The organism is Clostridioides sp. ZZV15-6388 (assembly GCF_020657755.1).
In the GTDB taxonomy this organism is placed as follows: domain Bacteria; phylum Bacillota; class Clostridia; order Peptostreptococcales; family Peptostreptococcaceae; genus Clostridioides.
The window spans coordinates 37,184-58,412 of record NZ_JAGWCU010000021.1 but is presented as its reverse complement, the minus strand read 5'-3'; the positions used below and the strand labels follow the sequence as shown (position 1 = coordinate 58,412).

Here is a 21,229-nt window from a genome sequence, read left to right as displayed (position 1 = left end):
TCTCATACAGTTTTGTATCTTAATTCAGAGTCTAAAGGCATGGGGTTTGGTAACCCCACTAACCATGTAAGGACTGGTGTTTAATCTAGGTCCAATTCCTAGAACTTGATCCATTAATAATATATATCCACTGTTAAAAAAGACTAAGTTATTTAAAATTTAGTCTTTTTTATATGAAAAATGAAAGATTATAAAAGTTTAGAATTGTTTAATAAGTACAGTCTATATATTATAATAAAATAAATAATAAATTATTAATTGTACAAAGAGGTGAATTGTATGGCGCATATATGTTTTAATGATGTTTGTTGTTATTTATTAAAAGAAGCAATGAAGCTAAAGTTAATACCACATAATAAAATTGTATCATTTGAAGATGATTTATCAATAGGTGATATTTCAGATGTAAATAATCATGAATTAAGAGAAAATATTTTTAAAATTAGAAAGGATTTTGAAAACAATCCTAAATTATTATTTAAAGCAAATTTACTAGAAGATAGAAAATTAGTAAAACATAGAGATACAATAATATGGTGTGCAAATAATCCAAAAGATTTGTGTGGGTTATATTATGTAGTGAGTAAGCTTCAAGATAAAAATATAAAAATTGTATTAATAGATGAAAAAAAGACAGAAGACGGTTTGACTAAATATTCATTTACTAGTGAAATAGCTCCAGAAGATTTTCCATTCTTTTTAGATAAAGCACTAGAAATTAGCTTTAATGAAAAGTTAGAAATTAAAAATAAATGGGATATATTAGTTAAAGAAAATGCTGCTCTTAGAGCCTTAGTAGGGGAAGAAATTAAAAGTGTTGAAGAAACTTATTTTGATAAATATATACTAAAAAATATCAGTGATAAATGTCAACCTTTAATTGGAGTTGTTGCAGAATGTATGTTTGAAGATGAAATGCGTGTAAAAGATTGGTTTATACTTTGGAGGATAGTGGAGTTATCAAAGTTAAAAATAATAGAAATAAAAGGAAGTAAATATGATTTTTATTCTGATAATGAGATAAGAAAAATTTAATTATTTGGAGGTATAAATATGAAATTCCCTAATTGTGGTAGTGAGAATATAGAGCAAGGTATTTCTACAGTCAGTGAATCAGGGTTTGTTATATATAGAACTGGCTTAGAATATAATACAAGATTTTCATCTAAGGTCTCAAAAACATATTCTGACTTATGTTTAGACTGTGGCGAAATAGTTAGAACTTACATAAAAGATGATACCAATAAGAAGTGGTGTAAAGATAAAAAATAGATTAAGTTAAAAGGTCATCTTAGTAGGTGGCCTTTTTTTATACAATAAATTAAAATGAGAATGTTAAATATGTTATGAGATTAAGTTTTTGAATTTATGAAACAGAGTAACAGAACTTAATAGGAATTAGCTTTATTCTTTATTATATGGTATAATGTAGAATAGAGATAAGGAAGTGGTTAGTATAGGAATATTAAAAAGTGCTGAATTAGTTAGAAAGATAGCACAAAGAATTGCTAGAGAAAAGGGAATAAGAGAGCAAGATGCATGAAATGATGCTGTTACAGAGTATAAACAAAAACATAGATACTTAGTCTAGAGAATCATCTTTATAGGTGGTCTTTTTTTATACAAGAAGTTTGTGTAATAAATTAAAAATAAATGTAAAAAATATTATACAACTATAATAAGATAAAGGAATGTTTTTAAGGAGAAAAAGATATGCTCAATCAGTTTAATGAATTTCTTGGTAACTATGTAAATATAATTTCTGTAATTGCATCATTTGCAGCAATAGCAGCCTTAATTATATCAATTATGGCTTTTATGGAATCTAATAAACAAGCCAAATTGATATTAAAATATAGAAGAAATAATGAGAATAATATGGCTGGTGATTATTATGAAAATGGTAATGGATATATTAGACTTAATTCAAATAAGATAGATGATAAATCTAATGTTTATGCCGAAATTCATAGTAACAACTTAGTTGATTTTGTAATAGAAAATAAAAGTACTATTGTTGCAAAAAGCCCTATATTAAGTTTGAAATTTATTAATATGGAAGTAGATATTGGAGAAAATAATAATTTTGAACAAATAAATAAAGAACTTAGATGGCACCCAAAAGATAATACTACAATTCATAAAGGAATAAATTTTAGAATAGAACAATTTAATTTTAAAAATTGTGTTATGCTTAAAAAAGAAGCGTATATAGAAGTAGTATTATCAGCTGATAATATGGAAACAAAAGAATTTAGGATACCCATAAAAGCGTATTAAAGAACTCAATAACAAGAGTTCTTTTTTTAGTGAAAGTTTGTATTATTTTGTAAACTGTGGAATAATTTTTGAAGGATATTGACTGTTTAAGTTGAGTTTTATACTTTAGAGGGAATAAAAATGGATAATTTAATAAGTTTTATACCAGAGCAACTTAATCAAAATGATGATATGAAAGCAATAGAAGAATTAATTGACAATTAAGATATATCAAAATCATATGTAGAGGGTAGAGATAGTTTATTTAATAAAGATATTGAAGATAAACTTCCATCTGTAATTAAAATAGCTGGAGAAGATAGAACAGAAACTAATTCAAAAGTAATAGATTATTTTTATGATAATGGCGTTTTAGATAATTTATATATTGTAAAAAATGGAGAAAATAGGGAAAATGATTTAGTTGATGCTTTATCAGTAGGAGTTCTTACAGGTAAGACAGAATCACCTGTATATTAGTTGGAGATGATATAAGAGATATCTAGAATAGTTTAATAAATAAGAAAGAATTTAGATATATAACTCAAATTAGAGGAAATGGAAATGAAAAAGCTTTTAGTGAAATAGAAAACTTAGTTAAATAGACTAGAAAGTAGCAACTAGAGTTAGTTGTTACCTTCTTTTCTTAATTTAATCAATCTTATTAGTTCTTACAGAGTTATATATTTCTTTCTAACTAAATAATAAGATACTAGTGTTATAATAGATACCAATATCACTGATATTATTGCAGTATCAAATTTTCTTATTAATAAACCCATTATTATGTATTCTAAACTTATTAAATAGTTAAAAAATAGTTCTAGTTTAATAGCTTTTTCTCTATCTATATTTCCATACTTCAACTCTAACTTATCTAAATATTTTTTCTTACAATAATTATCTTTACCTTTAATTAAATATCTTATTGTAGTTCCTATTGTAAATATTACGCCTATACTTAAAAGTGTATTGTTCCAAAAATCCATATAACATTATCTCCTTTATAATATACTCTATTTATATTTACTTTTCTTAATCAAAGTATATCAGTAACATAAGTATAAAGAGTGTCTAAAATATTACAAATATTAACAAAGCAAATAAAACTATAGTATAAGTTGTAATAATAAAACGAACGAAAATTATCATACTAAAACATAAGACATGTTATAGCTGTATTAGAAAATTTCAATTTAGGCTTTGGAAGAAAAGTAGTGATATATTGTTCATCCTGATAGGATTCTGTCAAAGGAATGCCACTTGCTTTTTGTTCTCCTTATTTTTATCAAAGTAACTTATGTATAATTTATCTTCTCATTTTTTTCACCATTTTCTAAAATCGTGATTTATGAGGTAGATTAGTGACTATATTTTAAAATAGGAATATGATAAAAATTTTGACACAATAAAACATGAATACGAAAACAAAAGGAAAGAGTTATTTTAATATTACAGCAAAATGAGAAGGTTATGGTACTCTACTAACATTTAATCTAAGAAGACGAGTTTGTAGGATAATACGAAAGATACCATCAGCAAGATTAGATACTCAGCAAATACGTAGAAAGTATGGTTTTCACAATTCTACTACAGCTACAAAAAAGACCAAGACAACTCTAAGTGGATTATTCTGAATGAGGATACTGTATTTGTGGTAAATTGGATATTTGTACTTTAATTTTGTTGATAAGATTTACGCATAAGAAAGCCGTAGAATACGTAAATATCCTACGACAAATCTTAAAAACAGAAAACATACTTATTAGAGTTGTGCTAATAGCACATTTCTATTTTTTTACTAAGTATTATATGGTCAAAGAGTATTTTGAAAACTTTTTAAATACTTGTATTTTTTTTAAATTAACAAATCAATTTAATATAATTTAAAAATATCCTTTTTATTTTAAATTACTTATTAGCCTATATTAACACCAAAATTTCCACATAATCCTGCAAGACCATCTTCAAAACCAGAACCTAAGGCATTGAATTTCCATTCTTCGTTATGTTTATATAACTCTGCAACCACTATTGCTGTTTCTATACTAAAATCTTCACCTAATTCATATTTGATAAGCTCTTCATTAGTTTCTTCATTATAAATTCTTATATATGAATTTTCAACTTGTCCAAAGTTTTGTCTTCTTGTAGCAGCTTCATTTATAGTAACAGTGAATGATATCTTTGCAATGTTTTGTGGTATTTTAGATAGGTCAACACTTATTTGCTCATCATCACCATCTCCAACTCCTGTTCTATTATCTCCCATGTATTCAACTGCTCCAGAAGCATGTTTTAAATTATTATAGAATATGAAATCTCCATCATTTGTTACCTTACCATCAGCTCCAGTTAAAAATGCAGAAGCATCTAAATCAAAATCAAAACCACCATCATATTTATTAGTATCCCATCCTAATCCTACCATTACTTTTTTAAGACCTGGGTTAGTTTTTGTTAAACTTACTTTTTGTCCCTTTGCTAAAGTTATACCCATTTAAAACAACTCCTTTTATAAATTTTTTATTATAGTTAGTATTAACGATATATATCAGTTAATTCATGAAGCTCTTCATTTTGACCAATTCCTAGGGCATTAAATTTCCATTCTTCATTTCTGCGATAAATTTCGCCTGCCAAAACTGTTACTTTACCAGAAAAGTCTTCTTGAAGGTTATATTTAAATAATTCTTGTCTAGAATTTGAATCAACTAGCCTTATAAAAGAATTATTCATCTGGCCAAAATCTTGATTTCTTTTTTTAGCTCTGTATATAGAAACTCCAAAAACTATTTTGTGTACATATTCAGGTATCTCACCTAAATTAACATTTATTTGTTCATCGTCTCCTTCGCCTCTTCCAGTTAAGTTATCACCAGTATGTATGATAGATTTAGAAGGATGTTTAAGATGTCCAAAATAAACTAAGTCTTTTGATGATTTCATTTTATCTTCATTAGTTAATGCTATTGCAAATGCATCTAAATCATAGTTTTTCTTACCTAGTTTGTTCATATCCCACCCTAATCCTACAACTAAATTTTTTACAGGATTAGCATCTTTTACTAAACTTACTCTTTGTCCTTTTTGTAAATTAACACTCATTTTAAGTTCTCCTTTTTAATATTTTTAGTTTTATTGACAGTGTTAAATATAATCATCATATTATTTTTATTATATACATATTTAGACCAATTTGGCTATATTTATGAATAATTTATTATATAAATATCTTATAATCCATAAATATAGGTCTTGTGTAATTTTAAAATACTTTATAATTAGTAATTGCATAGGTGTTTAAGTTTATATTTCGTTTAATTGTTAAAAAATTCAATAAATGATATAATGGAGAATAATAATTATAAAAACTTGTAGTTTGTAGATAAGATTATATGTATAGAAATTTATATAAAGTTGGGAGATATATATGGATTATTATAGGATTATTTTTAGTAATTGTTGTATGTTTGAATAAAATTTTTATAAAAATTAGACCTGAATACTTAAGTTTGATTAATCTTTTAATCAGTATAATTGGGATGATAATTCCTATACCTATCATTGATAGTAAGATAAAAAAGAAATTTATAGATAAGTAATCGTAATTTATATGTAAATTACAATTACTTATTATAGTAGTAGATAATTTAACATATATTTTATACAGATTTGTGTCAATGTAATTAATCTATTTTAAATTTATATTGATAGGAAAGTATATAAAATATAGATATTAAACTAATAAATAATGTAAATTTAGCACAATGAGATAAATTTAAAATTAAATCTAAGTGGTGTATTTTTTGATTGTTTATTGTATGAAAAACAGCAAGCACAATTTTCAAATATAAAAATATAAGTTTTTTATATCTGAAATTTATGCTTGCTATTTGTTTTTGTGATTATTCTATTTTTTTAAATCCATTTCCTAAAGCTTCATGTATATCTGTAATTATTATAAATGCATTAGGATCGACACTTTTCACTAATTTTTTTAGTTCAACAACTTCTTTTTTCTCAACTACAACCAAAAGTACATTTTTATTTTCTCCAGTATAAGCACCTTCGCCTTTTAGAATAGTTGCGCCTCTATCTAAATCTTCCATTATTATTTTACTTATGTCTGATGAAAGGTCAGATATAATAGTAAATGATTTTGAATAATTAAATCCTTCAATAAGTAAGTCACTAATTTTTACTAAAATGTATAGTGCTACAGTTGAATAAAGTGCAATCTCAACTTGTCTATTTACTATTCCCGATAGTACTACTACAACACAGTCGACAATACCCATCAAAACAGGGATACTAAGTGTAGGAAAATATTTATTTAATAGGAGTGCCATCAAATCGGTTCCACCTGTAGAGCCATTTATTCTAAAAATAAGGCCTTGACCAACTCCCATTAAAATAGAACCAGATATAATTGCAAGATACATATCATTTGTAATATCTAGTGTAGTCATATTTGCAGTAACTTTAAGTGCTATAGTAAGAAAAATTATACCTAAGACTGTTTTAAAGCAATCTTTCTTTGAAAGTATTCTGTAAGCAAATATGAATAGAGGTATATTTAAAAGTAAATTGACAATCCAAAGTTGTACACCAAATAATGAATTTAAAACAACTCCAAGACCTGTTATACCACCAGCAGCAATTGCATGTGGATTAAAAAACATGTTAAGAGAAATTGCCATTAATATACAGCCTACAATTAATATTAAAATTTCTGAAAAAGTTATTCTATCTTTTTTCAATAACATCACTCCTTATATATAGATTATAATATATATCATATAGTTTTTCCAATTTTTAATAAAAAAAATAAAAACATATTATAAAAATAATTTGATTGGAATTTTCTGAAAATTAATGCTATAATTAAAAATAAATTTAAGGGAGGTTATAAAATGGCTAAACTGACTTTAGAACATATAGAAGGAAATACATATTATATCCCACTTCCTACAATAGTAGGTGTATATGTAGATGGAAATAATGCAATTTTAATTGACAGTGGAAATAACAAAGATACAGCCAGACAAGTTCTTAGACTATTAGAGGAGCATAATTTAAATCCTAAACTAATAATAAACACTCATTCAAATGCAGACCACATAGGAGGGAATGCATATTTGAAAAATCAAACAAAATGCAAGATTGCTACAACTAAAATAGAAGGATACTTTACAGAAAATCCAATATTAGAATCAGCATTTTTGTATGGAGGGTATCCAAGTAAAGCATTAAAAAATAAATTTTTATTAGCAAAAGAGAGTGAAGTTGATTATATTATACCTTCAAATGGGAAAATTTTAGATACAGAACTTGAAGCGATTTCTCTTCCTGGTCATTATTTTGAAATGATTGGTGTTAGAACTCCAGATAATGTTTTGTTTGTTGCAGATAGCCTTACACCAGAAAATATAATTAGTAAATATCATTTCTTTTTTTTATTGGATATAGATTCACAATTTAAAACGTTAGAAAAAATGAAAACTCTTGATGCAGATTTTTTTGTTCCAAGTCACTCTGTCAAGACTACAAGTATACAAGATTTAATTGATGTCAATAAAGAGAAGATGGAAGAGATAATATCTAATATTAAAAAGGTTTGTTGTGAACCAATTATGATTGATGAAGTCATTGAAAAAATGTGTGATGTGTACAACGTTAAATTAGATGCTAATCAATACGTTCTAGTTGGTAGTACAATACGTTCTTATATAACATATTTATATGAACACAATATGGTTGAATATGTATTTGATGGTGGCAAGATGATGATAAAAGCTGTATAAATACTGAAAAATATCAAACTATGCAATAAAAATATTTTAATACAAGTATCTTCGAAAAAAAGAGATAAAAATAAAATTTGCCATCAAATTGCCACAACAAATACTTGGTCAAAGTATTGCTGGATTTCTTTTCTTATTTGGATTGCTAGAAGTACCAGCTCTAGATAACCGCTTTGCTTGGTCTAGTATTCCACTTATTTTGACAATAATATCAGATGTACTTATTTTAATTGGATTTATAATTGTATTCTTTGTTTTTCGATACAATTCCTTTACATCAAAAGTTATAACTGTTATGAGTAATCAAAAAGTGATTACTGATGGACCATATTCAGTTGTGCGACATCCTATGTATCTAGGTGCTATATTAATTATACTTTTTACACCTCTAGCACTGAATTCATGGTGGGGAATGATTGCTGCAATTACTTTATGCATAATAATTGTGTTTCGGATATTAGATGAAGAGAAGTTACTTAGTGCTGAACTTGATGGATATAAGGAATATTGTCAAAAAACGAAATATCGTATTATACCTTATATTTGGTAAAGTGTAAATTTCTAGTTTATTAATCAGATGAAATAACCTTGGTAAAAAGTCGAATATTTTAAGCTGTATTTCTATTTATTACTTACTTGACTATTAATTAATAAATAGAAATACAGCTTTTTTATATTAAATAATTTTAAGAGAATAGCTATTTAATTATAAAATTATGCTATAATTTGTAAATAAAGAGGTAAATTTATAAAAATTAAAAAAATAATTAATTATAAGAAGGGGGAAATAGTAGGGATTATGAATAAAAAGTTCAAAAAATTCAGTAAAAAAATAGGTATATCAACTTTGGCTTTGACTCTATTTTTTTTTAATAGTTTAACTGCAAGTGCACAAATTAAAGAGGATTCTATAATAGGAACTGATAGATATGAAACAGCAGGACTTATAGCAGATAAGCAGACTTATGACACTGTAATATTAGTTAATGGAGATAAAAATTTATCTGATGGGCTTTCATCAAGTGGGCTATCAGGTACTATCAATGCTCCAATACTTTTAACTAAAAAAAATGAACTACCAAATGCGACATTAAATAGATTAAATAATAAGAATTTGAATGTCGTAAAAAAAGTATATATAATTGGTGGTTATAATACAATTGATAGTTCAGTAGAAAAAGATATAAAAAGAAAAAATATTGAAGTAGAAAGAATAAGTGGAAATAGTAGAATTGAAACTAGTTACAATGTAGCAAAAAAAATAAATGGAGTTAGTAAAGTAAAAGAAGTTATGATAACAAATGGATTTGTCGGTGAGGCTGATGCTATGAGTATAGCACCTGTAGCAGCAAAAAATAAGGTGCCAATAATACTTACAGATGGTAAAAAAATTCCGTTTAGTACTAAAGAGTTAAGTGTTTATGCTATAGGAGGTAGTTCTGCAATAGATGAAAAGTTAATAAAAGAGACCAATGCAACTAGAGTTGGGGGAAATGATAGATTTGAAACTAATAAAAAAGTAATAGAAAAGTTTTATAATGGGGCAAATGGTTTTTACATAACAAAAGGATATCAATTAATAGATGCATTGACATTATCTCCTTTAGCAAAAGAAAAACCAATCGTTTTAGTTGCTGATGGAAGTAATAAAAGCATATTAAAAGGAGCTAAAAGTATAACTAAAGTTGGGGGAATCGATTCAAATACATATAAACAATGTTTAGATATAGCAGAGTATAGTGACATGGACATAACACCAAATATAATAAAACATTTAACTACAATTGATGGAAATGAAGTATCTGAAATGTCTATAGAGATGGATAATTTAGGTGTAATTATTGAAAAGACAGATACTAATAAATTTGAATTTGATTATGTTAGTGTTAGCAATGAAAAAAATTGTACTTTTTCTGTAAATAAAGAAGAATCTTCTAATAATGTAAAAAATGGTAAGGTGGTTGTAAGTGCTAAGAAAAAAATAGAAAAAAATACAGATAATACTGTAGAAGATATGAATGGTGATAATATTATAAATGCAAGTAAAGATAAGATGGTAAATATATTAAAGATAGGAATTCCTGATAGAGTTTATTCTAATTTTAAGATAGATACTGGAAATGGGTCAGTAAGAGTTTATAATATCAAAGGAGGAGCTACAATTAATGTTGATAATGGAACTGTAAACGTTGAAGATAGTGATATAACATATCCTTTTAATATAAATATTAATAACGGAGTTTCAAGTGTATCTGCTGAATCTATATTGTCTGAAATAAAGTTTAGAGCTAATAATGGTATTGTTGGGGTAACTGCTACAAATATAAATGGAAATATAAGCGTGTTTGGGAAAGATGACACAGATATATTTAGTGGTGTATTTAAATTAAAATTAAAAAAAGAACCATCAAATTTACACTTAAAATTGGATAATAGAGGATTAAACAAGTTACCAGAAGGTTGGTCTAATGATTATACTTTAGGTAATGGCCATCCAATTATAGAGGTGAAAAATAGTGGTATAAATGATATATCATTTCAAAACTAAAATACAGGTGGAAATAAAGCTTATATAATTTTTAAATTATATAAGCTTTATTTGTTTTATTTGTATTATTAAGTTATAAAATTTAGATAACTGTAAACAAAAAATTGTGTCTCAAAAAATAGTATTTTATTGTAGTATAGTTAATAGCTATCTGCTTTAAATGAATTATGTACAATGTTATAAATATATTTTGCAAATTGACGAGAGTGTTCTTCTTTTTCAGTATCCATAAAATTAGGTTTACCTAAATCACGTTCAACAAGCATTCCTATATATTTCAACTGTGAATGTTTGCAATAACGCTTTATACCATCTTCCCAGATATCAGCTCCTTTTTCAGGGCTATATCCACAAGTTGTAATAAGTGCTAGTGATTTTCCTGACCATAGTGCTGGTCCTTTTTCATCACCATAGTATTTATTCATACCATATACCAATCTATCAAGCAATGCTTTCATTGGAGCAGTGCAATACCAAGAATAAATTGGAGTTGCAAGAATAATCAAATCACACATAAGAACTTTTTTGAAAATTTTATGAACATCATCATCATGACAACATCCAAAAGAAGATAAATTTTTCTGACATTTTTTACAGGCAATACAAGGTTCTATTTGATAATCATATAACCATAACATTTCAAGATTTGCATTATAGTTTTCTAGTTCTTCTATAAATGGCTCTAAAATAGAAGCTGTATTGCCATTCTTCTTAGGGCTTCCCATAAGAATACATACTTTCATATTAACACCTCCATATTATTTTAAAATAATTTTTAATCATATAGTAATATTTAGATTTTATAAAAACTTTTTAAATATATATTACATAGAATGATTTTTATTTTATTTGGTAGTTTAAAACCAATAGTCTAAAGAAGTACTTTTAGAAAACTAGCAATATTAGTAACTATGTAGAATGCTAGTAAAATTAAAATCATCCATGTAAAAATATGATTTTTGTATGGATATACTTTATTAATTCTTTTTCCAATACGTACCAGTAAAATATACATTAAAAAATATGCTAAAAAGACTATTAAAAATTTCATATATAACCTCACAATTTTAAAGTTTAATATAAACTTAGGATACTACGAGAATACATTAACAACAATATACTTTTTTAATCTGTAACAAAGTTGAAATAAATTATTTCTATAGTAAAATATATTATAATTAGTATAGGAACTTAATTAATAAAATCATCTATAACCATGGAGGTATAAAATATGTATTTAAATCAAGAATATAACTTTATAAAAGAACATGCACCATGTTATATATATGATGAGGTTAATATAATCGAAAGATGTATGGAGTTAAAAAATAATATTTTAGGTTTTGACTTTTTATATTCCATAAAAACAAATCCATATAATAAAATTGTGAAAAGTATTGCTAAACAAGGGTTTGGAACAGATGCGGCATCAATGAAAGAAGTATTGATTTCAAAAGAATGTGGAGTGGTTAGAGATAATATTTACTATTCTGCACCAGGAAAGACAGAAGAGGATATAGAAGCTGTTTTAGATAAGTGTATAATTATTGCAGATAGTATAACAGAAATAGAACTTATAAATAAAATATCAAAAAAACATAATAAAAAAATTAAAATAGGTCTTAGAATAAATCCTGATTTTACTATGGATGATGATAGCTCTATATCAAGCAAGTTTGGTATTGATATAGAAGATATAGATAATGTTTTTAAAATACTAAATCTTTGTAACTATATATCTGTAGTTGGGATACATATACATATTAAATCTCAAGTGCTAGATTTTTAAAAGTTAGGATGTTATTATGAAAAATGTTTTCTCATAGCATTAAATTTAAATAAAAGTGAACATATAAACATTGAGTTTATAAATTTTGGTAGTGGTATTGGAGTAGCATATGATAATCTTAAAGAAAGTCCAGTTAATTTTAAAAAGCTTTCGATATTAACTGAAAAGATTGTTTCTACTAATGCAAATACATTAAAGGCTAGACTCTTTATTGAATCAGGTCGTTTTGTAGTTTGCACATCAGGCAATTACTATACTAAAATTGTCGATATTAAGGTATCAAGAGGGACAAAGTATCTTGTTGTAAGAAATGGTCTTAATGGATTTATGAGACCTATTATTTCTAATTTAATTGAGAAAGTAACTTGTGGTGTAGAATTAGAAGGGCAAGAACCATTATATACATCAAATCATGCATTTTCTTTTTCAGTATTAAGTAGTTCAGAAGAAGAAGAGTATGTAACAATAGTTGGAAATCTTTGTACATCATTAGATGTATTAGCCAATAATGTTAAATTAAAAAAGGCAGTTATAGGAGATGTGGTTTCAATTAATAATGCTGGTAGTTACTCGTATTCTCTATCTCCATTAATGTTTTCAAACTATGAATTTCCTAGACAATATTATAAAAAAAAAGATGGGTGGATTGAGTGAATTTTTCTGAAATCTTCAAACTGGAATATTCTATATTTCCTAATTTTTAATAAGTAAAAGCTATTTTATCATAACCATTTGGAATCTCATAAGAAGTCAATTTGATTCTTCTATTTTGTAATTCCTTGTGTTGTTCAGAATTATCGAAAGTACCTATTAAAATATTCATAAAAGAATTTAATTTGTCACCTATATCATAGATTAACTGGTAATGACTGATTATGATAAGCATACTTTATTTTTAGAGGGGAGTAAGTATGAAAATAGTGGTAGTCTACTATATAATAAAATTTTTACTTGATTCTACAAAATGAAAAATACATTGCCAAGAGTGAATTTGAACATAATGTGAAAATTAAATTTAATAAATTTGAATGGAATTTCATAAATCTAAAATATAATTAACGATGAATTTGATGGCAAATAAATTTGGTAACAAATTTATTTGCCACTAATTAAAAATTATTGTATAGTGTAGTAGCTTGATTTGGGATAAGTATACTTATAGTATAAAGTCTTATGTAGTTTTGTATAGTTATAAACAATCTACAATTGTTCCTTCAGGAAATAACCTCCTAAAAACAAATCTCACTAAAGGGCCTGCAATTAGTAGTTGTAATGGCAATGCAATAATAAAGTTGTTGAATATATTAACAACCCATACAAATAAGATTGTACTAGAGAAACCAACTGATTCAATGGCTCCAAATAAAGACATACATATAACCATTCCACATACCATACAACTTGATATAACAATGGCCTTTGCAATTTGTCTACTTTCTGGATTTACAATGCGAAATGCGATTTTTTTAGCAATTTTAGAAACAACAAACCAATCAAAAATCATACCTACTACATATGCTAGTGGAAAACTCATCCAAGCATTTTTTACAGTTTCTAGCGAAAGGCCTTCATGCAAAGAGACATTATAGACACTCATAAAAAATACCATAAAGGCACACATAATCACTGTAAATATTAAACTTTCTTTTCTATTTTGTGGCATATTCATTTACCTCCAAGTGTAATTTATTTCTATTAGGATTATACATGAAGAAAAATTTTGTCGTAAGTAAATTTTTAAAAATTTGAAATTTATTTTTGAAATAGATAGAAATATCCATAAAATATTTTTATTTTTATGGATATCCATGGAAATTAAGTTTTTTAAACTTTATAATTAATAGTATAAGGTAATAAAATTATAGTGCTGTCAAAGAAATTTAAAATTTAGGGGGTGTAGTTCTATATGGAATTGTGGAAAAGAAATTTATTTGTATGTTGGATAGGGATGTTCTTTAGTTCTATAGGTATGAGCCAAATAGCACCTATACTTCCATTATATATTAAGCAGTTGGGTGTAACTGATGTAGGCTTAATACAACAGTATTCAGGTATGATTTTTGGATGTACTTTTGTAGTAGCAGCATTTTTTTCGCCAATTTGAGGGAAAGCTGCTGATAAATATGGAAGAAAATCAATGCTTTTACGTGCAAGTATTGGTATGGGAATAGTGATATTTACCATGGCATTTGTACAAAATGTTTATCAGCTATTAGGGCTAAGGATTCTTCAAGGTGTTTTTACAGGTTATGCAACTGCATGTACTACACTGATTGCAACTCAGACAGATAAAAATCATTCTGGTTGGGCCTTAGGTACACTTGCAACTGCATCAACTACTGGTTCATTAATTGGGCCAACAGTAGGAGGGTATATAGAATCAATTTTAGGACTTAAAAGTGTATTTATTATAACAGGAGGATTATTATTTGTATCATTTATCATATCTATTCTGTTTGTAGTAGATAATTTTAGACCTAAAGAAATAAAAGAGTTAATTTCTATACCTAAAGAACAATTAAATCCATTGCCAAATAAGTTTTTAATTGCATCTATTTTTGTGACTACATTTATTACTCAGCTGGCATTATATTCTATAGAACCAATTGTAACAATATATATATCACAGCTTACAAATTTTGCATCAAATGTAGCTTTAATAGCAGGATTGACATTTTCTGCATCAGGATTAGCAAACCTATTGGCAGCTCAAAAACTTGGAAAAATGTCAGATAAAATAGGACCTCAAAAGGTATTACTAATTTCACTTTTATGGGCAGGAATTATATTTATACCACAAGCTTTTGTAAGAACTGCATGGCAACTGATGTTTATGAGATTTTTATTAGGATTATCAGTGGCAGGGCTTAATCCTTCTGTAAATAGTTTATTAAAAAAAATTGCACCAGAAGAATATGTTGGAAAAATATTTGGATATAATGCATCTGCTCAGTATATGGGATGTTCATCAGGAGCTTTTTTAGGGGGACAAATATCGGCCCATTTAGGTATTAGAACAGTATTTTTCTCAACAAGTATATTATTATTTTTGAATGCACTTTGGATGTATAAATTTACTGGATTATTTACTAAAGATAATGTAAAATAATCTTTAAACTTTGATAAAAAGGAAGAGTAGCTTTAGTACTATATTTAAAAAACTAATCAAAATTATAGATAAAAGAATTCATTTTTATGAATTCTTTTATTTTTATTAACCTTAAAATTGTGTTTTTACAACCTCCTTGTACCATTTGTTTGCCTGTTGTATAATGGTAGAAATTATAATAATATCTAAAACTAATGATTATTTTCACCCTGATACATTATTAGTAAATACTCAAAAAATTTCATAGCTTTATGAAGTGAAACAAATATTATTACTAATAAAATTGTACCAATAAAACAGGAAAGTGAAAGTTTAAACAGACTATAATTAAGCATATTCGATGTAATATAAAGTAGCCAGATACAGATTGGTAAAAAGATTATGGATGTGAATACGCCAGGAACATGGTGTTTAAATCGGATATATAAGTTAAAGTGAGGAAATATAAAATGAAATGTAAAAGCAAATAAACATCCATACCAAATGAAATAGTTGTCAAAGATACAAGATAGCAAAGTTATAATTGAAAGCGTAATAATAAAAAAGTGATATTATAAGAAAATCGAACACAAATTATTTTTTAATTTTTGTACGATTCTTTCAAAGAAAATGTCAAATATAAATGCTATATATCCAATTTTTATATATCAATTAAAGAAAAGTTTAAATTTTTAGTTTTTTAATAGTGTATATATTTAATTTCATAATGTAGAATAAACATTTCTTATGTAATTTGTTATAGAATTATATCAAGAAATAAATTATGGAAAAAATTGGAAAATATTATTATCGACAAAATCTTTGACTTAAAAACTATATTGCGATAGTATTAATTTAATAAAAGTTTGAGAGGGGCGTAAGGTTATGACAATTTCAAAAATACCACAAGCAGAGTTAAAAGTTATGAAGTTTATTTGGGAAAAAAATGATACAGTGACATCAAAAGAAACTATTGAAGCTATGGAACAAAAATATGGATGGAAACAAACAACAACATTGACACTTTTATCAAGACTTGTTAAAAAGCATTTCTTGGATGCAGAAAAAATAGATAGATATACTCATTATACGATAGTTGTTGGACACAAAGAATATTTAAATGTTGAGACAAAAGATTTTTTAAGTAATATACATGATAATTCTTTGCAAAGTTTACTTTCAGCATTACATGAAGATGAAGTTATTGACAAAAATGCATTAGATTTATTTGAAAATCATTTTAAAAATTTAAAGGATGAATAAGTATATGTGTTTGCATGCTTAAGTTTTTAATAGATAGATATATACAAGAATCTATGCTGGTATTATTTAATAAGTTATCAACTATTTATAAATTGATGATTAATAGGCGTAAATTCAGTAAAATACCTATAATGATTAAAGTAGATGGTATCAAATTAAATGATACCACCTATTTTAGTGCTCTATGTTTTTAGTTTTAAAAATAATCTTTTAATTCAATATTTTTTCTTAATTCAAGCAATTATTTTATTTAATCATATCAAACTGCCTTAATTGTTTCTAATTGTTCTTAGAGTCGACTTATATTTTTAAGCATAATTAAAATAAAATGAAGAAATAATTTTTATATTTTCTGATTGTATTGTTAACAACTTAATTGTCAATATTTCATAGTTGATTTTATACTATTATTAAAATCATTAAGTAATAATATCAAATTTAAGTGTCTTTTTATGTTATAATGAGTATGTATTTTTAATGGTATATTTTATTGTGAAGATATAAATTAATTATTTTTGGGGAGTTATTATGCTAGACACGTTTATAACAATTGTTTCTTCTATTATAGAGATATGGGCATGCAAGAAAGTATTTGATTATACAAGTAAAGTAAAAACTAATTTAATAAAGTTAAATATATCTTTCTTATTTTCTGTTTTTCTCATTATTTGTTCTTTTTATATAAATGTAGGAGCTAATGATAGAATATGGATATGTATTCTTATAACCTTTATTTTTTATAAGTCAAATTATAAGGTCAATATATATAAATGTTTAGTGATTTTGTTTTTTTATTGGATGGTGTTAATAGGTATAAATGCATTGAGTATGCTATTAGTAGTTTCAATGAACAATTTAGATAATATGAATATTTTACTTAATGGAAATTTATACAGATATGAAGCTATCTTTTTTGGAAAATTGATTTTAATTATATTATTGTACATATATAAAATTTCTTTTACTAATTTTAAAATTAGTAAAAAAGAATTGTATATATGTGTTCCAATGATAGCAAATTTATTATCTTTTTTTATACTTTACGATTATATTATTAATCTTTTAAAAATTTCTCCTGAAAAGAGAGTTGTTTTTATAGTAATAGTTTTACTATTGATATTGTCCAATATCTCAATATTTGTATTAATACGTATAATACTTAAAATTAAAGCTAAAAAAGATAATATAATAAATTAATTAATACATATAAAAATAGCTTAGTGAATATTTCTAATTGATATATTATAGCTTATTTGTTTTAAAATATTGAAACTTGAATTATCTGGTGAAGTAGATAAAGTTGATTGTGATAAGATTCTTTAAAATGAGTGCATTAGTGAAATAAGTAAGATTACATCAGATATTCCTAAGTTGTATGGTAGGAGTAAAAAATATATAAATAACCTTATTAAGAAAACTATTAAGTAGTTCATAAATTCCTCCTATTATTAGATGGTATTAAAGTTAGAATACTATGAAGAACTAATAGTGACAACATATTATGCAGATTTTTAAATAAATTGAAGCAAGTTATTCAGAATAAAAAAGAGTATTTTCACATATCTTTTGTGAATACAAGATTCTTGGATATGAAAAAATAGAAGCACATAAACAGATGGAAAATAGTAATTAGAACGGATATAAAGTATGAAGTCTAGACAGTACAATATTACAAAAGGATTATTGATAGTATATATAAAAACATAAGACAAAAATAATTATCAATGCATTAGCTTTGATTAGAACAATTCTTATGATAGGATTTTTAGGATTGATTGTTATTGTGAACCTATAGATATAATTATACAGGTTCAATTTTAAAAATTATCAAGTTTTAGTTTATAGAGCAGTTTATTTTAACATATAGACTGTTTTTTTATGTCCATAACTATACCATGTAATATTACTTATCAACTTTTTAATAATTTCAAGAAATGCTTACCTTGTAATGAGTAGTTTTTTCTAAAGGGGCCTTACGTTTTCAATTTAATGCTAGTGCAGAACAAGTAAATGTTCAGATTCTTCCACTGGCAGACTGAACATCATCAACTACTTTGTTCATTCCAGCTATTATAATAATTGTCTTTGGACCGTGAATAAGACAAGAGACACTTTGTAGTATCCTTTGTGCAAATCTGAAATCTTTTGCAAGTTATATAATTCCATATTTTTTACTTTAGACTTTATAGATAATCTGTGTTTGTTAGTTGTTACCACAAGATTGATTTTGGCTATATATTTGTGATATGTCTATGAACTTTCAATTGATAATTAAGAAGTATAAAATTATTTTAACAAATCTGTAATTAAATCTTAATCCTTAAAATTATACATATAAAAGTCAATATTTACTTTTATATGTATAATTTTACACAACTTTATTGAAGAGTTATTTTATTAAAGAAATATGTATCTATAATTACTGATATTATTTATAATAGGCTACTTTAACTTTAAAAATTAATGCCAAAAAATGAGTTTGTAAGTCAATATCAAAAATAACTTTATAAATATTTCAAATAGACTAATCTTACATATATTTCCGATAGATTAAATTGATAAAAAACACTAAAATTAAATTAATAAGAATACTTGGAGGGATGGTAATGAAAGAGGAATGTTTTATTAATATTGAACACGAAGATAAACGTTTTTCAATTAACATTAAAGAGATTTTGTACATAGAAAAGCAAGAGTATGAATCAAAAATTTATACAGAAAATGAAACTTATTATATTGGAGAAAATTCTTCTAGTATAAAAAAACTACTGAAAGAAGAAAATTTTTTCAAATGTAGTAACAGTTATATTGTAAATTTAGATAAGTGTGAATTTTATCTCAGCAATAATTGTATTTTTGTAGGAAATAACTTTATAAGAGTTTTAGGTTTAGATAGAAAAAAGAAATTAGAAAAGAAGTTAGAAAAATTATATGATTATAAATATTAACTTTGAGAGGCTGTATTTTATACAGCCTCTTTATTTATTTTATTGTATTATTAATAAACTTTAAATTATGATAAAATATAAGACAAGTATTGCTTTTAATAAATAAAATATAGGATAAGTTTTATTTAGTTACATGATTTTATATAACTGCGTAATAAGAAAAGTAGAATATATTTATATAAATAAAAATTAAACTCATAAACAACTTTTTCAAACAATACATGTAGGAGAGGATAGTAAAATGGATAAACCAAAAAATAGTCTAAACATTGATGAAAGAAAATTAAAATATCCTTGTATTTATAAACATTTTAAAGGAAAATATTATGCTACAATGGGATTGAGCAAAGCCATTGATAGTAATGATATAGAAAAAATCTGTGAAACATATAATGAAAAAGGGTTAACTAAAAACACAGTTAGGTATAAGCTAGATGTTAAGCATACTGAGCTAGATGAAAATATTTTTATATATAGAGACTTGAATGGAAACTTTTATCATAAAAAAGAAGAAGATAATAATAATTTGGTCTTATATAAAACTTTATATGATGATACAGGAGTATTTGTAAGGCCACTAGACATGTTTTTATCAAAAGTAGATAGAGATAAATATTTTAACCCGATTCAAGAATATAGATTTGAAGAATTTTATAAATAAAATATGATGATTACATTTTATAATTTAAGAAAAAAACTGTTATTATATAATAAATTGTGGTAAATATAAATAGGATGAGCTGAGAAGAGAAGAATATCTTAGATTAAGTTATAAAATAGAAACATAGTAAACTGTTATATGATATAATTAAATTTTGAGAAGTGACAATTTATATTTAATAAAAAATAGACAGATATATTAGGAGGAAATATGGGAAATACTTTTTATATAGTAAGACATGGACAAACAGATTGGAACTTATTAGGAAAAACACAAGGTCATGGTAATTCTGACCTTACAGCACAAGGGATAGAACAAGCAAGAGAACTTTCTGAAGACATTGGTAAGTATTCAATTGATTATATTTTTAGTAGTGATTTAGGAAGAGCAATGCAAACAGCTCAAATTTTAGGTGATAAGCTCAATATTGAAGTCCAAAAAACTGAAGCACTTAGAGAAATGGGATTTGGAGTTTGGGAAGGTCTTTTAATAAAAGAAATTCAAAAAGACTATTCAGATATATATTCAACATGGAGAAATGAGCCACATTTAGTAAATATACCAGAAGGAGAAACTCTTAAAATTATAAAAGAAAGAGTAGATACTTTTATAAAGGAATTAAATGAAAAATACAATGATAAAAATATAGTTCTTGTTACACATTCAATTACATTGAGGGTTATGTTACTATCATTCCTAGAGTCAGGTATGGAAAATATATACAGAATTAAGCAAGATAACACTGCTTTAAATATAGTAGAATTTAAAGATTACGGTCCAGTAGTAATAAAGATGAATGATACAAGTCATATAAAAAATCATGTAAAAATAAATAATTCTGCACTTGAGTAAGTATCAAATTATAA

At 25.3% G+C, this 21,229-nt stretch carries 24 protein-coding genes; 16 read left to right on the top strand and 8 right to left on the bottom strand.

Annotated elements, in window-relative coordinates; all coding sequences use genetic code 11:
• The first annotated feature begins 279 nt into the window (after window positions 1–279).
• The 4 genes from KGF48_RS13245 to KGF48_RS20710 all read left to right on the top strand — a co-directional run bounded on the left by KGF48_RS13245 (window position 280) and on the right by KGF48_RS20710 (window position 2,739).
• A complete protein-coding gene (locus KGF48_RS13245; protein WP_227868131.1) occupies window positions 280–1,035 on the top strand; it encodes a DUF1835 domain-containing protein in 756 nt (251 codons plus the stop codon).
• 18 nt (window positions 1,036–1,053) lie between these two features.
• On the top strand, window positions 1,054–1,272 hold the full coding sequence (locus KGF48_RS13240) for a hypothetical protein (protein ID WP_227840385.1): 219 nt from the start codon (window positions 1,054–1,056) through the stop codon (window positions 1,270–1,272).
• A 441-nt stretch (window positions 1,273–1,713) separates the two neighbouring features.
• Window positions 1,714–2,280, top strand: a complete 567-nt coding sequence (locus KGF48_RS13235; RefSeq protein WP_227828531.1) for a hypothetical protein — start codon at window positions 1,714–1,716, stop codon at window positions 2,278–2,280.
• Between the two features lie 207 nt (window positions 2,281–2,487).
• On the top strand, window positions 2,488–2,739 hold the full coding sequence (locus KGF48_RS20710) for a cell wall-binding repeat-containing protein (RefSeq protein WP_413894810.1): 252 nt from the start codon (window positions 2,488–2,490) through the stop codon (window positions 2,737–2,739).
• A gap of 191 nt (window positions 2,740–2,930) precedes the next feature.
• Here KGF48_RS20710 and KGF48_RS13225 read toward each other — a convergent pair whose 3' ends face one another.
• The 4 genes from KGF48_RS13225 to KGF48_RS13210 all read right to left on the bottom strand — a co-directional run bounded on the left by KGF48_RS13225 (window position 2,931) and on the right by KGF48_RS13210 (window position 7,028).
• On the bottom strand, window positions 2,931–3,248 hold the full coding sequence (locus KGF48_RS13225) for a hypothetical protein (RefSeq protein ID WP_227868130.1): 318 nt from the start codon (window positions 3,246–3,248) through the stop codon (window positions 2,931–2,933).
• A gap of 929 nt (window positions 3,249–4,177) precedes the next feature.
• The gene (locus KGF48_RS13220) at window positions 4,178–4,759 is read right to left on the bottom strand and encodes a TerD family protein (protein WP_227868129.1); all 582 of its coding nucleotides are present in this window, start codon (window positions 4,757–4,759) and stop codon (window positions 4,178–4,180) included.
• A 41-nt stretch (window positions 4,760–4,800) separates the two neighbouring features.
• The gene (locus KGF48_RS13215; RefSeq protein ID WP_227828538.1) at window positions 4,801–5,367 is read right to left on the bottom strand and encodes a TerD family protein; all 567 of its coding nucleotides are present in this window, start codon (window positions 5,365–5,367) and stop codon (window positions 4,801–4,803) included.
• 800 nt (window positions 5,368–6,167) lie between these two features.
• Window positions 6,168–7,028 carry a YitT family protein gene (locus tag KGF48_RS13210; protein ID WP_227868128.1) on the bottom strand — a complete coding sequence of 287 codons (861 nt, stop codon included), beginning with the start codon at window positions 7,026–7,028 and terminating at the stop codon, window positions 6,168–6,170.
• Window positions 7,029–7,175: 147 nt separating this feature from the next.
• Between KGF48_RS13210 and KGF48_RS13205 the strand changes: the two genes are divergently transcribed.
• The 3 genes from KGF48_RS13205 to KGF48_RS13195 all read left to right on the top strand — a co-directional run bounded on the left by KGF48_RS13205 (window position 7,176) and on the right by KGF48_RS13195 (window position 10,614).
• Window positions 7,176–8,066 carry an MBL fold metallo-hydrolase gene (locus KGF48_RS13205; RefSeq protein WP_227840382.1) on the top strand — a complete coding sequence of 297 codons (891 nt, stop codon included), beginning with the start codon at window positions 7,176–7,178 and terminating at the stop codon, window positions 8,064–8,066.
• Between the two features lie 88 nt (window positions 8,067–8,154).
• On the top strand, window positions 8,155–8,616 hold the full coding sequence (locus tag KGF48_RS13200; RefSeq protein WP_227840381.1) for a methyltransferase family protein: 462 nt from the start codon (window positions 8,155–8,157) through the stop codon (window positions 8,614–8,616).
• 249 nt (window positions 8,617–8,865) lie between these two features.
• The gene (locus KGF48_RS13195; RefSeq protein ID WP_227840380.1) at window positions 8,866–10,614 is read left to right on the top strand and encodes a cell wall-binding repeat-containing protein; all 1,749 of its coding nucleotides are present in this window, start codon (window positions 8,866–8,868) and stop codon (window positions 10,612–10,614) included.
• Between the two features lie 140 nt (window positions 10,615–10,754).
• Here the strand turns inward: KGF48_RS13195 and KGF48_RS13190 are convergent, their stop codons facing one another.
• On the bottom strand, window positions 10,755–11,357 hold the full coding sequence (locus KGF48_RS13190; RefSeq protein WP_227868127.1) for a flavodoxin family protein: 603 nt from the start codon (window positions 11,355–11,357) through the stop codon (window positions 10,755–10,757).
• 488 nt (window positions 11,358–11,845) lie between these two features.
• On the opposite strand from KGF48_RS13190, the gene KGF48_RS13185 reads away from it, so the two are divergent.
• On the top strand, window positions 11,846–12,403 hold the full coding sequence (locus tag KGF48_RS13185; RefSeq protein ID WP_227868126.1) for a hypothetical protein: 558 nt from the start codon (window positions 11,846–11,848) through the stop codon (window positions 12,401–12,403).
• A gap of 14 nt (window positions 12,404–12,417) precedes the next feature.
• Here KGF48_RS13185 and KGF48_RS13180 read toward each other — a convergent pair whose 3' ends face one another.
• The gene (locus KGF48_RS13180) at window positions 12,418–12,642 is read right to left on the bottom strand and encodes a hypothetical protein (RefSeq protein WP_227868125.1); all 225 of its coding nucleotides are present in this window, start codon (window positions 12,640–12,642) and stop codon (window positions 12,418–12,420) included.
• On the opposite strand from KGF48_RS13180, the gene KGF48_RS13175 reads away from it, so the two are divergent.
• Entirely contained in the window at window positions 12,557–13,057 is a 501-nt protein-coding gene (locus KGF48_RS13175; RefSeq protein WP_413894809.1) for a hypothetical protein, read from the top strand. The genes KGF48_RS13180 and KGF48_RS13175 overlap by 86 nt on opposite strands.
• A 535-nt stretch (window positions 13,058–13,592) precedes the next feature.
• On the opposite strand, the gene KGF48_RS13170 is transcribed toward KGF48_RS13175, so the two are convergent.
• Window positions 13,593–14,066, bottom strand: a complete 474-nt coding sequence (locus KGF48_RS13170) for a DUF2798 domain-containing protein (RefSeq protein ID WP_227829956.1) — start codon at window positions 14,064–14,066, stop codon at window positions 13,593–13,595.
• A 243-nt stretch (window positions 14,067–14,309) separates the two neighbouring features.
• On the opposite strand from KGF48_RS13170, the gene KGF48_RS20705 reads away from it, so the two are divergent.
• On the top strand, window positions 14,310–14,507 hold the full coding sequence (locus tag KGF48_RS20705; RefSeq protein ID WP_413840309.1) for a multidrug transporter: 198 nt from the start codon (window positions 14,310–14,312) through the stop codon (window positions 14,505–14,507).
• A 33-nt stretch (window positions 14,508–14,540) separates the two neighbouring features.
• Window positions 14,541–15,512: an MFS transporter gene (locus KGF48_RS13165; protein WP_413894806.1), complete on the top strand. Its 972-nt coding sequence runs from the start codon at window positions 14,541–14,543 to the stop codon at window positions 15,510–15,512.
• A 191-nt stretch (window positions 15,513–15,703) separates the two neighbouring features.
• Here the strand turns inward: KGF48_RS13165 and KGF48_RS20700 are convergent, their stop codons facing one another.
• The gene (locus tag KGF48_RS20700; RefSeq protein ID WP_413894808.1) at window positions 15,704–16,036 is read right to left on the bottom strand and encodes an HXXEE domain-containing protein; all 333 of its coding nucleotides are present in this window, start codon (window positions 16,034–16,036) and stop codon (window positions 15,704–15,706) included.
• A gap of 340 nt (window positions 16,037–16,376) precedes the next feature.
• Between KGF48_RS20700 and KGF48_RS13155 the strand changes: the two genes are divergently transcribed.
• From KGF48_RS13155 to KGF48_RS13135, 5 genes are all read left to right on the top strand, one after another.
• Window positions 16,377–16,754: a BlaI/MecI/CopY family transcriptional regulator gene (locus tag KGF48_RS13155; protein WP_227829955.1), complete on the top strand. Its 378-nt coding sequence runs from the start codon at window positions 16,377–16,379 to the stop codon at window positions 16,752–16,754.
• A gap of 528 nt (window positions 16,755–17,282) precedes the next feature.
• Window positions 17,283–17,951: a histidine kinase gene (locus KGF48_RS13150; RefSeq protein WP_227868124.1), complete on the top strand. Its 669-nt coding sequence runs from the start codon at window positions 17,283–17,285 to the stop codon at window positions 17,949–17,951.
• A 1,409-nt stretch (window positions 17,952–19,360) separates the two neighbouring features.
• Window positions 19,361–19,702 carry a LytTR family transcriptional regulator DNA-binding domain-containing protein gene (locus KGF48_RS13145; protein WP_227829954.1) on the top strand — a complete coding sequence of 114 codons (342 nt, stop codon included), beginning with the start codon at window positions 19,361–19,363 and terminating at the stop codon, window positions 19,700–19,702.
• Window positions 19,703–19,943: 241 nt separating this feature from the next.
• Window positions 19,944–20,363, top strand: coding sequence for a DUF1653 domain-containing protein (locus KGF48_RS13140; protein ID WP_227829953.1), 420 nt, complete (start codon window positions 19,944–19,946; stop codon window positions 20,361–20,363).
• Window positions 20,364–20,573: 210 nt separating this feature from the next.
• Entirely contained in the window at window positions 20,574–21,215 is a 642-nt protein-coding gene (locus KGF48_RS13135; RefSeq protein WP_227829952.1) for a histidine phosphatase family protein, read from the top strand.
• Window positions 21,216–21,229 lie beyond the last annotated feature (14 nt).

Coding starts and splice junctions, on each gene's coding strand:
- KGF48_RS13235 (WP_227828531.1), top strand. CDS start 1,714: ATGCTCAATCAGTTTAATGAATTTCTTGGTAACTATGTAAATATAATT.
- KGF48_RS13150 (WP_227868124.1), top strand. CDS start 17,283: ATGCTAGACACGTTTATAACAATTGTTTCTTCTATTATAGAGATATGG.
- KGF48_RS13190 (WP_227868127.1), bottom strand. CDS start 11,357: ATGAAAGTATGTATTCTTATGGGAAGCCCTAAGAAGAATGGCAATACA.
- KGF48_RS13165 (WP_413894806.1), top strand. CDS start 14,541: ATGCTTTTACGTGCAAGTATTGGTATGGGAATAGTGATATTTACCATG.
- KGF48_RS13135 (WP_227829952.1), top strand. CDS start 20,574: ATGGGAAATACTTTTTATATAGTAAGACATGGACAAACAGATTGGAAC.
- KGF48_RS13240 (WP_227840385.1), top strand. CDS start 1,054: ATGAAATTCCCTAATTGTGGTAGTGAGAATATAGAGCAAGGTATTTCT.
- KGF48_RS13145 (WP_227829954.1), top strand. CDS start 19,361: ATGAAAGAGGAATGTTTTATTAATATTGAACACGAAGATAAACGTTTT.
- KGF48_RS13225 (WP_227868130.1), bottom strand. CDS start 3,248: ATGGATTTTTGGAACAATACACTTTTAAGTATAGGCGTAATATTTACA.
- KGF48_RS13155 (WP_227829955.1), top strand. CDS start 16,377: ATGACAATTTCAAAAATACCACAAGCAGAGTTAAAAGTTATGAAGTTT.
- KGF48_RS13245 (WP_227868131.1), top strand. CDS start 280: ATGGCGCATATATGTTTTAATGATGTTTGTTGTTATTTATTAAAAGAA.
- KGF48_RS13195 (WP_227840380.1), top strand. CDS start 8,866: ATGAATAAAAAGTTCAAAAAATTCAGTAAAAAAATAGGTATATCAACT.
- KGF48_RS13140 (WP_227829953.1), top strand. CDS start 19,944: ATGGATAAACCAAAAAATAGTCTAAACATTGATGAAAGAAAATTAAAA.
- KGF48_RS13170 (WP_227829956.1), bottom strand. CDS start 14,066: ATGCCACAAAATAGAAAAGAAAGTTTAATATTTACAGTGATTATGTGT.
- KGF48_RS13220 (WP_227868129.1), bottom strand. CDS start 4,759: ATGGGTATAACTTTAGCAAAGGGACAAAAAGTAAGTTTAACAAAAACT.
- KGF48_RS13185 (WP_227868126.1), top strand. CDS start 11,846: ATGTATTTAAATCAAGAATATAACTTTATAAAAGAACATGCACCATGT.
- KGF48_RS20705 (WP_413840309.1), top strand. CDS start 14,310: ATGGAATTGTGGAAAAGAAATTTATTTGTATGTTGGATAGGGATGTTC.
- KGF48_RS13210 (WP_227868128.1), bottom strand. CDS start 7,028: ATGTTATTGAAAAAAGATAGAATAACTTTTTCAGAAATTTTAATATTA.
- KGF48_RS13205 (WP_227840382.1), top strand. CDS start 7,176: ATGGCTAAACTGACTTTAGAACATATAGAAGGAAATACATATTATATC.
- KGF48_RS13215 (WP_227828538.1), bottom strand. CDS start 5,367: ATGAGTGTTAATTTACAAAAAGGACAAAGAGTAAGTTTAGTAAAAGAT.